This window comes from Alishewanella sp. SMS8 (assembly GCF_030737935.1).
GTDB lineage: Bacteria > Pseudomonadota > Gammaproteobacteria > Enterobacterales > Alteromonadaceae > Alishewanella > Alishewanella maricola.
The window spans coordinates 942619-957271 of record NZ_JAPJEA010000001.1; the positions used below are offsets into that span (position 1 = coordinate 942619).

The 14653-nt window shown below is 45.9% G+C and carries 12 protein-coding genes; 3 read left to right on the forward strand and 9 right to left on the reverse strand.

Annotated features, from left to right (window positions below; genetic code table 11):
- Positions 1 to 10: 10 nt before the first annotated feature.
- A complete protein-coding gene (locus ORJ01_RS04275; RefSeq protein WP_226749586.1) occupies positions 11 to 184 on the forward strand; it encodes a DUF3545 family protein in 174 nt (57 codons plus the stop codon).
- A 40-nt stretch (positions 185 to 224) separates the two neighbouring features.
- Here the strand turns inward: ORJ01_RS04275 and ung are convergent, their stop codons facing one another.
- From ung to ORJ01_RS04300, 5 genes are all read right to left on the reverse strand, one after another.
- Positions 225 to 893, reverse strand: coding sequence for a uracil-DNA glycosylase (gene ung, locus ORJ01_RS04280; protein ID WP_306177075.1), 669 nt, complete (start codon positions 891 to 893; stop codon positions 225 to 227).
- Positions 893 to 2176: a threonine synthase gene (gene thrC / locus ORJ01_RS04285; RefSeq protein ID WP_306177076.1), complete on the reverse strand. Its 1284-nt coding sequence runs from the start codon at positions 2174 to 2176 to the stop codon at positions 893 to 895. The genes ung and thrC overlap by 1 nt, the downstream gene beginning before the upstream one ends.
- Complete coding sequence (thrB, locus tag ORJ01_RS04290) at positions 2167 to 3132, reverse strand: homoserine kinase (protein ID WP_306177077.1); 966 nt, start codon at positions 3130 to 3132, stop codon at positions 2167 to 2169. The genes thrC and thrB overlap by 10 nt, the downstream gene beginning before the upstream one ends.
- Before the next feature lie 3 nt (positions 3133 to 3135).
- Positions 3136 to 5610: a bifunctional aspartate kinase/homoserine dehydrogenase I gene (gene thrA, locus ORJ01_RS04295; protein WP_306177078.1), complete on the reverse strand. Its 2475-nt coding sequence runs from the start codon at positions 5608 to 5610 to the stop codon at positions 3136 to 3138.
- Positions 5611 to 5831: 221 nt separating this feature from the next.
- Positions 5832 to 6779, reverse strand: coding sequence for a sensor domain-containing diguanylate cyclase (locus ORJ01_RS04300; RefSeq protein ID WP_226749581.1), 948 nt, complete (start codon positions 6777 to 6779; stop codon positions 5832 to 5834).
- A 125-nt stretch (positions 6780 to 6904) separates the two neighbouring features.
- On the opposite strand from ORJ01_RS04300, the gene ORJ01_RS04305 reads away from it, so the two are divergent.
- Together ORJ01_RS04305 and ORJ01_RS04310 are read left to right on the forward strand one after the other, a co-directional pair.
- Positions 6905 to 8647, forward strand: coding sequence for a sensor histidine kinase (locus ORJ01_RS04305; protein ID WP_306177079.1), 1743 nt, complete (start codon positions 6905 to 6907; stop codon positions 8645 to 8647).
- Positions 8648 to 8704: 57 nt separating this feature from the next.
- Entirely contained in the window at positions 8705 to 9610 is a 906-nt protein-coding gene (locus ORJ01_RS04310; protein ID WP_306177080.1) for a recombination-associated protein RdgC, read from the forward strand.
- A 3-nt stretch (positions 9611 to 9613) separates the two neighbouring features.
- Here ORJ01_RS04310 and ORJ01_RS04315 read toward each other — a convergent pair whose 3' ends face one another.
- From ORJ01_RS04315 to ORJ01_RS04330, 4 genes are all read right to left on the reverse strand, one after another.
- On the reverse strand, positions 9614 to 10453 hold the full coding sequence (locus tag ORJ01_RS04315) for an HDOD domain-containing protein (RefSeq protein WP_226749578.1): 840 nt from the start codon (positions 10451 to 10453) through the stop codon (positions 9614 to 9616).
- A gap of 84 nt (positions 10454 to 10537) precedes the next feature.
- Positions 10538 to 13168 carry an ATP-binding protein gene (locus tag ORJ01_RS04320; protein WP_306177082.1) on the reverse strand — a complete coding sequence of 877 codons (2631 nt, stop codon included), beginning with the start codon at positions 13166 to 13168 and terminating at the stop codon, positions 10538 to 10540.
- Between the two features lie 191 nt (positions 13169 to 13359).
- Positions 13360 to 13572: a (Na+)-NQR maturation NqrM gene (gene nqrM / locus ORJ01_RS04325; RefSeq protein ID WP_226749576.1), complete on the reverse strand. Its 213-nt coding sequence runs from the start codon at positions 13570 to 13572 to the stop codon at positions 13360 to 13362.
- 8 nt (positions 13573 to 13580) lie between these two features.
- Entirely contained in the window at positions 13581 to 14594 is a 1014-nt protein-coding gene (locus ORJ01_RS04330; RefSeq protein WP_306177083.1) for an FAD:protein FMN transferase, read from the reverse strand.
- Positions 14595 to 14653: the final 59 nt, after the last annotated feature.

Below are 14653 nucleotides of genomic sequence, written 5' to 3' on the forward strand. Positions count from 1 at the left end.
AGGCCGTAATATGGAAAGCTTCGAAGACTTACTGAATATGTTGGAACGACCTGCTGCGAAGACTCGTGTGGTCAAACGCAAATGGCGTGAAATTGAAGAACTGAAAGAGCGTCAACGTCTCAAAAAGGAACTCTGTGACATAGATTGGACCATCGAACCTGAACTAGATACCATTGAATTATAAACAATAGGCCCGCTACTCTATAGCGGGCCTATTGTTTTCATCACTGTGCTAGGATCGCATGCCAATTAATCGGCGTCTTACCCGCCGCTTTTAATAGGCTATTGGTCTGTAAAAAGTGACCACATCCGAAAAATCCTCGGTGCGCTGATAAGGGCGAAGGATGCGGCGCTGTTAAAATATGATGCCGCTGAGCATCAATCAGCCGGGCTTTCTTTTGCGCATGACTGCCCCACAATAAAAACACCACCTGTTCAGAGTGAGCGGAAATTTGTTGGATAACAAAATCGGTAAACAGCTCCCACCCAAGTTTCTGATGTGAATTCGGGCTATTCGCTTCCACAGTCAGCACCGTGTTCAGTAACAATACCCCTTGCTCAGCCCAGCGCTGTAAACAGCCTTGATCCGTGGCGGAAAAATCAGCATATTCAAGTGCCAGCTCTTTGTAGATGTTACGTAGCGACGGCGGCACTTTTACCCCAGCTCTAACTGAAAAAGCCAAGCCATGTGCTTGATTTGGCCCGTGATAGGGATCCTGGCCTAAAATAACCACTTTTAGCTGTGCTAATGGCGTTAATTTAAACGCATTAAACACCTCATTACTCGGTGGATAAATCACCTTACCACTTGCTCGCGCCTGTTCAACCTGAGCCAGTAAGTCTAAAAAATAAGGCTGCTGTTTTTCAGCAGCCAACACATCGGCCCACAGCATTATTGAGCAGCCGTTTGCCGAATCACGTGCTCTAAGGCACTAAAGTCAGCAGGGATCTCTAAATTTAAGCCAGGTTCAGCGGCACATTTAGCTAAAATTGCCGGTAACGCGATTGGATTGCCAAGAATATTCTCGACCTGCTCTTTAAACTTGGCCGGATGCGCCGTACCTAAGAAGATCCCAAACTCACCCGGTTGTAAACTACGCTTTAACGCTTTATAAGCCACGGCCGCATGCGGCTCGCTTAAATAACCTTCTTGCGCCAATAAACGCATACCGACTTGCGTATCGTCTTCATCAACCATGGTCGCTTCAATATCACTGCGGCTTATCACACCTTGCGCTAGCAATGCTTCAACCCGCGGCCAATTGTTGGGGGCGCTGACATCCATAGCATTAGACAAGGTTGCACGGGTATCTTTTGGCTGCCATTCGCCATTTAACCAATAACGAGGCACCGTATCATTAAGATTAGTTGCAGCCACTAAGCGCTTGATCGGTAACCCCAAAGCTTTGGCAATTAAACCCGCCGTTAGGTTACCAAAGTTACCACTCGGCACCGCGATAACCACTTCTGAGCGTTTATCTACCGGTACTTGTGCCATAGCTTCAAAGTAATAACAAATTTGTGCAAACAAGCGGCTGATATTAATCGAGTTAGCCGAGTTGATATTAAATTCAGCAACCAGTGCTTTATGATCGAACACTTGCTTAACTAACGCTTGGCATTGATCAAAATCGCCTTCCACCGCTACGGTGGTAATATTTTCACCCAACGTAGTAAACAGTTTTTCTTGCAGCATGCTGATTTTACCCTTCGGATACAAAATCACCACCTGCACACCCGGTTGTTTAAAAAAGGCATGCGCCACGGCAGCCCCAGTATCACCCGAAGTGGCAGTCACAATCGTAGTATGTTGTTGCTGCTGCGCTTGCGCCAACGCTTGCGCCATAAAGCGCCCACCGAAATCTTTAAAAGCTAGCGTTGGGCCATGAAATAACTCTAGGCAATGCACTTGCTCGTTTACTGCAACCAGCGGTGCCGGAAAGGTAAAAGCCTTTGCAACCATCTGGTGTACTTGCTGCGGGCTGAGTTCATCACCAATCAGCGCAGATAAAATCTCCGCACTGCGCTGTACTAAGGGCAAACTCAGTAAATGCTCAATATCCAATTTGGGCCAACTGCTCGGGAAAAACAGCCCTTGTTGCTGCCCTAGCCCCTGGCGTACAGCTTGTAAAAAACTGACCTGCTCTGCAGGTACTTTTAAATTATTTAATTGCATGCTTGTTCCTCCAGCGCCCGCGCGCCTGTATTCGCCAGACGACACACTATGGTGAGCGCATCTTGATTTTTTGCATAATGGGTTTGCAGATATTGAGCCGTGAAATCAGCTACAGCGCTACTATTACATACGGCAAATAACGTTGGCCCTGCGCCAGAAATACCTAAATGCAACACCCCTGCGTCAGTGAGCGCTGCTCGCAATGCCGTTAATTCAGGTAATAGCGGCAAACGTGCCGGTTCAGCCACCAGATCTTGTAAAGCGGCCGCCGCATCAACGTCGTCGCTACTGTATAAGGCGCTAACAAAGCGACTTAAGGCACCTGCAAATTTAATGCTATGTGCTAACGAGAGTTGTTTTGGTAACACTTCACGCGCCGCTTTGGTGGATAACACGGTACCGGGGTAGCATAACACCACTTGCCAGTCTGCAAACCAAGGCAAACTGCGACAAATTGCCGGGCTATCCGGTAGCATTAATTGCAAGCCACCAAAATAAGAAGGCGCGACATTGTCATAATGCACACTACCACTGACGCCCCCTTCAGCAGTGGCCATCAGTTGTAGCAGTTCAGTTTGACTAAAGGGCTGACCGAAATAATCGTTAAATGCATAAAAAGCGACAACAATTGAGCAAGCACTAGAACCTAAACCGCTACCAACGGGTAGATTCTTATGTAAGTGTAATTGCAAGCGAGGTAGCGTTTTACCTAACGCTTCCTCAAAAGCATAAAAGGCTTGGCTTACTAAATTATCCGTGGTACCTGCAGGTAATTGATGCACATAACGGCCACTGATGGTCAGCGATAAAGACTCCGCCTCGCCTAAGATATCTAATACATCGCCCAGCAAACTGCCATCTACTGGCGCAAAGGCTGCGCCAAGCAAATCGAAGCCGACCGACAAATTACCGGTCGATGCCGGAGCGTAATACCGTTTAATACTGTTTTTTTGCATTATTTATACCTGCTGCTGCCAACTTAGCGTGCGCATGATATCGCTAAACACCCCTGCCGACGTCACTGCGGCTCCGGCACCATAGCCCCGCAGCACAAACGGGATAGGTTGGTAATAACGACTTAACATCGATAACGCGTTCTCACCGTCTTTCACTTTTGCTAAGGGATGATCAACCGCTAACGCTTTAATGGCCACCTTACATTTACCATCACGAATTTCACCAATGTAACGTAGCACCTGCCCTGCTGCTTTGGCTTCGGCTAAGCGCTTTGCAAAATGCTCGTCAAGGCTGGGTAAACGCGCCATAAAGTCATCGATACTGCCACTGGCATCAAAGTCGGCAGGTAATACAGACTCCACCTCGACATCACTTAAATCCAGCTGTAAACCCGATTCCCGTGCCATAATTAACAGCTTACGTGCGACATCCATACCCGATAAATCATCACGTGGATCCGGCTCAGTAAAGCCCAGCGCCTTGGCTTTGGCCGTCACGGTTGATAAAGCAACACCCGCTTCTAACTCACCAAAAATATAAGAGAGTGAACCGGATAAAATGCCTTCAAAGGCTAACAGTTCATCACCCGCGTTAATTAAACCTTGCAGAGTATCAATGACCGGTAAGCCAGCGCCTACAGTGGTTTCATATAAGAAGCGACGACGCTGTTGCTGGGCAACGGTCCGTAGCTTGTGATAATAGTCTAAACTGGCCGTGTTGGCTTTTTTGTTGGGTGTCACGACATGAAAACCTGCCGCCAGAAAATCAGCATACTGATCGGCAATTTGCTGTGAACTGGTGCAATCCACCAATACCGGGTTAATCAAATGCTGTTCTTGCACAAAACGATTTAACTCAGCCAAAGAGAAGGTTTGCTTGGCAGCCGGCAATTGTTGCTGCCATGACTCTAACGCAATGCCATCGCCGGCTAATAAAAGCTGCTTACTGTTGGCAATGCCGTACACCGTTAAGCGCACTTGTCGTTGTTGCAAAAACGCTTGTTGACGATGGATCTGAGCCAATAACTCACTACCAACCACACCACACCCAACCAAAAACACATCAATACTCGGGATATGGCTAAAGAAGTTTTCATGACACACTTTTACCGCACTTTGACAACTGCGTTGCTCTACCACCGCCGAGATTGAACGCTCACTGCTGTCTTGCGCTATCGCCACAACATTTACTCGGGCTTGCGCTAAAGAGGCAAAGAACTTCGCGGCAACGCCTTTATGTTGGCGCATGCCATCCCCCACCAAGCTGACAATGGCCATATCAGATTGAATGGTTAACGGGCGTAATAATTTGGTTTGTAATTCGAGTTCAAATTCTTGTTCTAACGCGCGTTTAGCGGCCTGCAAATGTAATTGAGGCACACAAAAACTGATACTGAATTCAGACGAAGATTGTGTGATCAAACTGACCGAGATTTGAGAGCGTGCCATAGAAGCAAAAACCCGGCTCGCCATGCCAACGACACCTTTCAAGCCAGGGCCGGAAACAGTAATTAACGCTAAATGCTCTAGGCTTGAGATCCCTTTCACTAAGGCTTCCCCATCACCGTCGTTATCGATACAGGTACCGGGTGCACTTGGGTTCAACGTATTTTTGATATAACACGGTATTTGCACTCGCGCTAAGGGGCCGATGGTTTTCGGATGCAGTACTTTAGCACCAAAGTACGATAGCTCCATCGCTTCATCATACGACAAACGATCAATTAAGCGCGTCTGTTTTACTTGCCGGGGATCGGCACTGTAAACACCATCAACGTCAGTCCAGATTTCACAGGCACTGGCTCGGATCGCCGCAGCGACGACTGCAGCAGAGTAATCTGAACCGTTTCGCCCCAATAAAGCCGTTTCGCCTTGAGCGTTGCTTGAAACAAAACCCGCTAACACATAGATACTGGCGGGCAAACCGGCAAGGGCTTGTTGAAATTGTTGTGCCGTCGCTTCCACATCCGCGGTGGCATTTAAGAAATCACCATGGCTTTTCACTAATTTTACGGAGTCAAGTGATGCGGCATCTGCACCACGCGCTTGCAACAACGCTGTCATCAGCGCCACGCTAAATTGTTCACCCAAGCCCAGAATTTGCGCCTTGATATGATCGGGACAGAAGCGTAATAGGCTCATACCCTGTAATCGCAAACTTAATTGTTCAATTTGCTGGGTAATTAACTGTTGCACAACCTGTTGCTGTGCGGCACTGATACCCACAACATCTTGCAATAGTTGCTGATAACGTTGCTGTAACTGTTGCAGTAGCGCTTGAAAATCGGCACCCAAATAAGCCAGATCCGTTAATTCTACCAGCGTATTGGTCACCCCTTGTGGGGCCGATAAGACTAAACACACTTGTTCCGTCGTAGCTTGTTGCATCACGATCGTTGCCACTTCACTGAAGCGGGCAACTGACGCCAACGATGACCCACCAAATTTTAGCACCCTCATCTCTCTCTCCTCGCGCATTGTCGTCTTTCGTTGTTTTGCTATCGCAGACCCATCGCCATTATCGGCCAAAAAAAAACCCGAAACCTTTTGAGGTCACGGGCCTTTTTACAGACAACACACCGCCGACCTCCTACCCCGCAGGGTTGGTGGTGATAATAATCATGGTGAGTGCTGTCATTTTTATTTTCATGAACACACTATGCACGGACTTATAGACGTCTGTCAATCCTTTTTCTGATTTAACTGGCTATCGCTGCGGTATTCCAAATACTGACCTGATTTCGGCCTGCTCGTTTGGCTTGATACAGCGCTTGATCGGCTTGCAAGATCAGTTCATCTGCACTGTTCGACATTTGATGCAAACTCACGCCCGCACTAATTGTCACCCGCACTTTGGGTTCATGCTCGATAAAAGCCTGTTCTGATAATTGCAAACGGACCCGGTTAGCCACTTCTATTGCCCCATTTAAGGTGGTATCTGGCAGCACGACCGCAAAAGAGGCGCCACCGAAGCGTGCTAAGAGATCATTATCACGCAATAGCCCTGCACAATGGCGCGCCAGCGACTGTAACAAGATATCTGCTGCTTTGTGGCCATATTGATCATTAAGGTGTTTAAACTGATCAATATCAAACATCATTAGCGATAAAGGCCGCTCATAGCGCTCGGCTCGTGCGATTTCTAACAGTAATTGTTGCTGCCAAAATTGCCGATTCATCAAGCCGGTAAGACTATCTTGGCGATCATGAATTTTTAATTGCTGCTGCGTCATTAATAATTTAGCGTGATAACGCGCTTGCTCGCTGGCATCTTGGATCCACAAGCACAGAAATTGTTCGTGAGTTTGAGGGTGACGTAAGGCAATAAGCGTGCAATTTTGCGCCATATACACTTGTGTTTGGTCCAGGTGTTGTTGGCGAGGAAACTTGAGTAAATACAAGCGCTGTTGCCAGCTAATCTGTTCGGTTTGTTGGCTGGTCAACACGCTCTGCATTTTCCGATTGAACCACGCTTTAGGCACTTCGGGAAACAAAGAAAAAAACGATTTGCCTACCAGCTCTCGCTCTGTCAATTCGCTATATCGGTAAATAAAGCTGTTGGCGTAACTGATTTGGCAATGCGAATTCAGTAACAGAACGCCACCAGGTAAATGTTGTACCATGGACACTAATATCGACGAGATCACACAGATTCCTCTTTTTACTGCCGATTGCTGACTATTTTGCTATAACTATTTTAAATCTTACGCTTATTCGTTATGGTAACAGTAATACATAACAATAAAACGATGATCAATCTTAGGGTGATACCATGCAGCAACCCAGCTTGTCAAAAAAGCTGCTGACAAAAGTCTTATCAGTCTATTTTATTTTGACGCTTGTGGTGACCGTTGGCCAGATCGTTGCTGAATATTACAACGCCAAAAATTATATTAATAACGAGCTAACCACCTTACAAAACACCTTCGCTGGCAGTTTGACGAGGGCGATTTGGGAGCTCAACACCCCACAAACCTTGAATATTGCCGACGGCTTGTTAGCCATCCCAACGATTGAAGGGATTATTGTGCGGGACGATAACGGCGCCATTATTACTCAATCTGGCCGTTATATTGATATTCAACAACGCTTTAGCAACCAATTGGTGAGTGAAGAAGTCAGTTTAAGTGAACAAGGCTCGGGTATTTTTGGATTTACCTTTCCGTTAATCTTTGAGTTTTCTGGCAGAACGAGCCAAGTGGGCGATGTCACGCTATTTTCCAGCCGCGATATTGTTATCGAACGTATCAAAGTGGGTTTATATTTCCTGATTGCCAACGCAATGCTAAAAACCACTTTTTTAATCATCTTATTTTTACTGGCGTTTCGCCGTTATCTGATTGAACCTTTGGCTGATTTAAGCCAACAAATTGAAGATTTAGAGCTCGACCAGTTAGATGGCAGCAAAGTCATTGTCGCCGAAGACCAAGGCGCTGAACTATCCTTTATGGCGAATGCGTTTAACCGGCTGCTGGCTCGGTTAAGCGACAATCAAGGCCAATTAAAACAAACACAGCAACAATTGCTGGTATCACATAATAAATTAGATCAACAAAACCTCTTATTAGAACAAGAAGTCGCGCGGAAAACCTCGGGGTTAAGTCAAGCGATGATGGATTTGCAACAACAAAAACAAGAATTACTGCATAAGAAACAAGCTCTGCGTGAAGAGATCGAACAGCGCGTGCAAACAGAAAGTAACTTACTGCAAAAACAACGTGAGTTGCAGGAAACCATTGATAACTTAAACTTAGCGCAAGACCGGTTAGTGCAATCTGAAAAAATGGCGGCACTCGGCGGTTTAGTCGCTGGCATTACTCATGAAGTGAATACCCCCGTCGGGATCTGTGTTACGGCCACCAGCTTTTTAGATGAGCGTGTCAGCAAACTGAGCAGCGCTTATCAACAAAAACAGCTTACGCCCAAAATGCTCGAAGAATTCTTACAAGAAGCACAACAAAGTACTGCCTTATTACAATCAAATTTATCGCGAGCATCCGATCTGATTGCTAGCTTTAAACAAATCGCCGTGGATCAAGCCAGTGAAGCCACCCGCACCATTAATCTTTGCCACTATCTGAATGAAATTATTCGTTCATTACAGCCGCATTTTAAGAAAACCCAGTATCAAATTGAGGTGAACTGTGAAGAGAACATTATCCTAGATTGCCCTGCCGGTGCCATTTCACAAATTATTACCAACCTGTTGATGAACTCATTGATCCATGGCTTTGAAGACCGAGAGCATGGGCTGATCCGCATTACCGTGCTAGACAACGAACACAATATTGACATCCATTATGCTGATGATGGTAAAGGGCTCGCGGCCGATCAGTTAGCGCAATTATTTCATCCGTTCTTCACCACCAAGCGCAATCAGGGTGGCAGCGGCTTAGGTACACATATCATCTACAACTTAGTACGCCAAACGCTAGGTGGCAGCATTGAGGTCAGCAGCCAACTGGGCGAAGGCTTGCATTATCATATTTGTTTTCCTAAAAAACTAAATAGATAGCGCCGCTTGAAGCAGGTTATACTGCCACTCTTTGCTGTAAAATGAAGTAAGGTTTTTATGTGGTTTAAAAATATTCGGGTTTACAAACTCAGCGCTCCGCTGACAACAGATTTGGCCAGCCTTGAGCAAGCCTTCGCTGAATTTAAGTTCAGCCCTTGTACCGGCCAAGAAGCAGTGAAAAGTGGGTTTAGCTATCCTCTGCATAACAGTATTAAACAATATTGCCATCAACAGCAGCACCGCTGGTTTTTTGCGATTAAGCGCCAAGAAAAGATCCTGCCTGCTGCCGTGATCAATGAAGAATTACAACCCAAAATTGATGCTGCCGAGCAAGAACAAGGCCGCGCGTTAAGTCGCAAAGAAAAACAGGCTTTAAAAGAAGAGCTTATCCATACTTTACTGCCGCGTGCTTTCAGTCGCTCTCAGCTGACTCAAGGTTATTATGATGCGCAACAAAACTGGTTGGTAATTAATAGCAGCAGTGCGAGTAAAGCAGAAGATATCTTGGCTTTACTGCGCAAAGCCATTGGTTCTTTACCGGCTTTACCTTGGTTAGACAGTCATAAACTGAATAGTCAGTTGCAACAATGGTTAAAGCATGAAGATTTACCCAAGGGCTTTATGCCAGGGGCGGAAGTCGAGTTAAAAGCGCCCGATGAAGAAGGCGCCAAGGTGCGCTTTAGTAATCATTTACTCAGCGCCGATGAAGTGCAAACTCATTTACAAGATAAACTGGTTACGCGCATTAGCTTGCAACAAACCGAAGGTGTCTCATTAACCATCACTGATGATGGCAGTATCAAACAAGTCAAATACCCAGATAGCGTTATTGATCACAACGATGAACTGGGCTGGGATGATTTACCAGCGCGATTAGATGCTGATTTGTTATTGATGGCGGACAGTGTCAACAATGCCCTGCTCGCCATCAGCGAGCAGGTGAATAGCCATCCGGAAAGTTAAGATTTATTGAAACAGTTGCCGAATGTCTTGGTACAGGTTGGCAATTTGCGGTTGTTGCATAAACTCCGGTACCGACACCACTTGCTGCGTAACATAATGCGTTAGCAATTGGTGTTGTTCTTCCGTTGATTTGTAAAAACCGCGAGCTACGGCCGCTAAACGAATAAAATCAGTATAATCTAATTCTGGGCTGGCCTTGCAGACACGCCATGTTTTGGCTGCGCGCTGCAACTCGTCATCAAAACCCCAGGCCTTTAACACTTTGACACTTATATAAGGCGCCGCCTTGTCTATCACACTGGTTAAAAAAATCGGATGCCCAAATACTTCTGGATGCCGTTCGGCTTCGGTGATCACGGCAAGTGCCCCAATATTATGCACTAACGCACATAACGTCATCACATCTGCACTTAACGTACATTGCTTATTCACCGTTTGATAGGCTTTTAAGCAAGCCACCGCGATTGCCGCGACCTGCACATTGTCTTGCCATAATTTATCTAAATGCTGCTGTACTTGTTTATATTGCGATATGAATAACTGCTCTACCGCCATCGCGGTGGCAATATTTTTAATTTGGCTTAAACCAATTCGAGTAACTGCTTGGTTTAAGGTGCTCACCTTAATTGAACGCCCCATAAAGGCGCTGTTAGCGACTTTCATCAGCCGGGCTGCCAAAGAGGGATCTTGTGAAATAACTTCTGCCATTTGCGCGAGGCTTACGCTGGCATCATCGGCTCGTTGCCGCACTCGTAACGCAATTTCTGGCAAGGTCGGTAAGACCAAGCGGTCATTACGGATCTTGTCATCTAAAATAGTCAGTAATGCTTGTTGTGCACTCATACTGCGCAGTCTCTCGGTTAATCAATGAAAACTCGTTATAGGGCTTAATAGTGAGCACCCTCGGTTTAAGCCGATGCGACTACATTAAGCTTGCTCGATTATCTGCTGCATCTGTTGCAACATAGCTTGCACCGCAGCCACATCTTGCTGTTTTGCTATTTTTTCTAATGCGTCGGCAAGTTGGGTGAGCTGTGGGTACCCCATACTGCCCGCACTGCCTTTTAAGCTATGGGCATCAAACTCTAAGCTAGACCAAGCCTGCTGCTGCAAAGCTAGCTCAAATTGCTGTAATAACGCCGGCAACTGCGCTTTAAAACGCGCTTTTAGCGCTTGCATTGCGGGATCTTGGTCTAAATGCTGTTCCAACTCCTGTAATTTGCTTGACGTTGTTTTAGCATAACGACGCAACAAGGACAAAAATTCTTTTTGCACAATAGGCTTGCCAAGTAATTCCTGACACCCCGCTAGACGATAACGCTCGGCATCCTCAGCCATCACATTAGCCGTCACTGCAATAATGGGGGTGTTCACGCCGGCCAGTCGGATCAATTGAGTGGCCTCTTCACCACCCATCACAGGCATTTGCATATCCATAAAGATCACATCAAAACGGCCGGCTAAAGCACGCTCTACCGCTTGATGGCCATTACTGACCAATTCATGATGCACTCCCACTTTATCTAGCATTAACGCTAGCAGCAGTTGGTTATCCGGGTTATCTTCCGCCACCAGCGCATTAAGCTGCCACTGCGTTTCACGCTCGGTTAGCGGCTCAGCAAGGGGTTCAACAGCCTCATATTGCTCAATCAGGTTCACTTTGTCGGCAACAGGCAACAGTAATTCAAAGCTACTGCCAATGCCCTTGACACTCTCGACCAAAATATCACCCGACATTTGCTCAATCAGCTTTTTCGAGATACACAAGCCTAAACCCGTTCCACCAAAATCGCGAGTAACGGTGGCATCGGCTTGCATAAACGGCTGGAATAAACGCTGTTGCTCTTCGCTATTCATGCCAATGCCAGTGTCTTTTATTTTAATCGACAGCCGCGAATGTGCTGCATCATAACTGACCGCCAACAAGATCTTACCTTTACGGGTAAATTTCACGGCGTTACTGGTGAGATTTAATAACACCTGTCGAAGACGCAAGCTGTCCACATAAAGAGTTTGCGGTAACGGAAACTGAATGTGTAATTGACACTCTAGCCTCTTTTGGCGGGCTTGCTCCTTGGTCTGCTGATAAATTTCATCAAGCATCGCCAAGTAATCGACCTGGCTTAATTGCAGCTCTAATTTGTCAGCTTCAATTTTTGATAAATCCAAAATATCGTTGATTAAGCCAAGCAAATGTTCGCTACTGCGCAACACGCGCCGTAAATAATCCGAACGGGTTGCTTGTTCTGTTTCATTTAAGGCTTGCTCACTAAAACCAATAATCGCGGTCAGTGGTGTGCGGATCTCATGGCTCATGTTAGCTAAAAAAACACTTTTTAAACGGTTGGCTTGCTCGGCCACTTCACGCGCTAAAATTAATTCTTGGTTAGCTGATGCTAAATCGCTATTGGCCCGGGCGAGATCTTGAGTACGACGCAATACCTTATCTTCGAGTTGCTGTTTATAGATCGTTTCGCGTTCACGGTACACGCGTAACTGGCGCACCATCACATTAAAAGCCGCGAACATATCACCGAGTTCATCTTGCTTACGTATTTCAAGGAATGTAGCAAAATTCCCCCGGCCAACCGCCGTTTTGGCTGCCGTCAGTTGTTTTACCGGGTTAAACACCTGATAAATCAGTATTTGATGTATTAGAATAGGCACTGCGAAGATACAAAATAACGCGAACAACAATATATGCAATGGCCAGTTTAAAAACTGGCTATACATCTCGTCTGCATCCACGCCGTAGATCAGCTGATACGAGCCCGCTAAGTTTTTACCGAGTAAAAGTTTCGGTTGGCCCAGCAATAAACTATCAATAAAATTAGTATGGTCAATGCTCTGCTGAATGATCCGATATTGACTGGGTGGGAAGGCACTCCCAATTAAAGATTGATTAGCGGCATACGCAATGGTGGCGGCACGATTAACTAATAAAGTGACACTGTTGGCTGAAACAGGGTTATTCGCGACTTGGGCAAAGGGCTCGGCATCGAGTACCATCAAAATATAACCCCACACTTGCCGATTCGCGCGACTATCCGCAAGGTAAAGCTTTTTCACAATAAAGACCTGTAATTGACGATCTGCGCCATGTGGCGCGAGAAATACCGTTTGATCTTCGATCATTGCTTGCACTAAAGAAAAATATTCATTCCTAAAACGGCTAGGTACCGTCGAAACCACCTGTTGAAGTGGGTATATCACATCCTCATCGCCATTTAGCCGCAACAACTTGATGGATCGTACCGTTTCATCTTGCGCAGCGACTTCTTGAAACAAGTTATCAACGGCCTGTTTATCTTCGGCGGAGCCCGTCTGTAAATACTGATTAAGGCGTTTTGAGATGGTGAGTAACGACAGCTTAGTCTGATTAACTCTTAAATAGTCATTGAGGTATTGTTGTTGGTCGTTTAAATGCTGTGAAACCTGCTGAAACAATTGTTGCTGTTTGACGGTGTTACTGTAGTGATATGCCAAATAGCCTAGCAGCGCTAAAGGTAAAATCAATAGCGGCAGCATATAGATTAACAGTGTTTCCCGAAGCCTCATGCTGGCTTATGCCTATTATAATTGTTAATAACAATGGACTTACAGCATACTCAGCATTGCAGTCAGCGACAAGGGATCAGGCAGTTTTGACGACAAAAAGCAGATTTAGCTCGGTTAACGCAATGTATGCTAGTCATGAACATGGCATAGCCTTGATTGGGCTAGATCGCATAGCGACCTAGCCCTGTACTTTAGATAATTTTATTATCTTGCCAAAACTTTTCTTTTTCTAAACGTTTTTGTCTTTTCTCACAAGGTTTATCGCAGTCACAAGCTTTATCGATGTTCAATTCACCTAAACCACCACAACTTCCGGCAAGTGACTTACGCTGTAATAAATAACCGCTGGCCATTGCCACAACTACAACTAAAAATAACCCAAAGGTCATTAAAAAAATGGTCATTGTTCACCTCAAGGTTGAGTTAAATAAGGTTTAAAAGCATCTGATATATGTTCCACAAAACCGGCATCCGTTTTTTCAATAATTAATGCAGCAAGCTGCTGCTGATTAGCAAACGCCAGTGCCTCACTTGCCGACATCACATTTAACGCTGTGGCATAGGCATCTGCCGTCATAGCGGAAGCATGCAGCACAGTGCTAGATACTGTTTTATGCTGGATCGGTTTACCCGTGCGCGGATCAATTAAATGCGAGTAACGAATACCGTCTTCCTCAAAGTAATTACGATAATCACCTGAGGTGGCTACCGCGATTTGGTTTACCGCCATAATGCGTTGTACCGCACGTTCATGGTCGATCGGTTTTTCAATGGCCACTCGCCAGTCACCATTAGGTTTTGCTGCACCTACACGCATTTCGCCACCAATATCCACCAAAAAGCGGGTAATGCCTTGCGCCAATAAGATTTCTGCTAATTGATCGACACCATAGCCCTTAGCTATCGTCGACAAATCAACACTCACCCGCGGATCGCTCTTTTGTAACTCAGTGCCATTTAAACTGATTTTATCAATACCCACATGTTGGCGTATGGCTATTAACGCTTGCTCGTCAGGCGCATGTTCAATGCGACCTTGTGCACCAAAGCCCCATAATTCGACTAATGGCGCCACGGTAACATCAAGCACACCTTGCGTTTGAAGCCCGACACGAATGGCTTCGGCTATAACCAGTTCCGTACGGGGTGATAAGGTAAAGGGCTCACTGCTCTGTTGGCGATTAAAGCGCATTAATTCAGATTCTGGTCGATAGGTCGACATCAGATCGTTTAATAGCTCTAACTCGCTATCAAAGGTGGCTTGCAGCGCGGTCAGATCCGGCTCTTTGTCACTGTAAAATTTCACGACATAATAAGTGCCCATCGTTTTACCTTCCACTTTGTATTCTGGAAAGGTCTGCTGCGGTTGGCAAGCCGCAACCAATATAACGAACACTAATATTAGCAAGGGGCGAATAAATCGCATGTTCTGCTCCTGATAAAAATAAGGGGCGACTAAAAGTCACCCCTACTATTTTACCGCTT

Bases quoted from the DNA above. Each gene is read 5' to 3' on its own strand.
- ORJ01_RS04275 (WP_226749586.1), top strand. From the start codon at position 11: ATGGAAAGCTTCGAAGACTTACTGAATATGTTGGAACGACCTGCTGCG.
- ung (WP_306177075.1), bottom strand. From the start codon at position 893: ATGCTGTGGGCCGATGTGTTGGCTGCTGAAAAACAGCAGCCTTATTTT.
- thrC (WP_306177076.1), bottom strand. From the start codon at position 2,176: ATGCAATTAAATAATTTAAAAGTACCTGCAGAGCAGGTCAGTTTTTTA.
- thrB (WP_306177077.1), bottom strand. From the start codon at position 3,132: ATGCAAAAAAACAGTATTAAACGGTATTACGCTCCGGCATCGACCGGT.
- thrA (WP_306177078.1), bottom strand. From the start codon at position 5,610: ATGCGCGAGGAGAGAGAGATGAGGGTGCTAAAATTTGGTGGGTCATCG.
- ORJ01_RS04305 (WP_306177079.1), top strand. From the start codon at position 6,905: ATGCAGCAACCCAGCTTGTCAAAAAAGCTGCTGACAAAAGTCTTATCA.
- ORJ01_RS04310 (WP_306177080.1), top strand. From the start codon at position 8,705: ATGTGGTTTAAAAATATTCGGGTTTACAAACTCAGCGCTCCGCTGACA.
- ORJ01_RS04315 (WP_226749578.1), bottom strand. From the start codon at position 10,453: ATGAGTGCACAACAAGCATTACTGACTATTTTAGATGACAAGATCCGT.
- ORJ01_RS04320 (WP_306177082.1), bottom strand. From the start codon at position 13,168: ATGAGGCTTCGGGAAACACTGTTAATCTATATGCTGCCGCTATTGATT.
- nqrM (WP_226749576.1), bottom strand. From the start codon at position 13,572: ATGACCATTTTTTTAATGACCTTTGGGTTATTTTTAGTTGTAGTTGTG.
- ORJ01_RS04330 (WP_306177083.1), bottom strand. From the start codon at position 14,594: ATGCGATTTATTCGCCCCTTGCTAATATTAGTGTTCGTTATATTGGTT.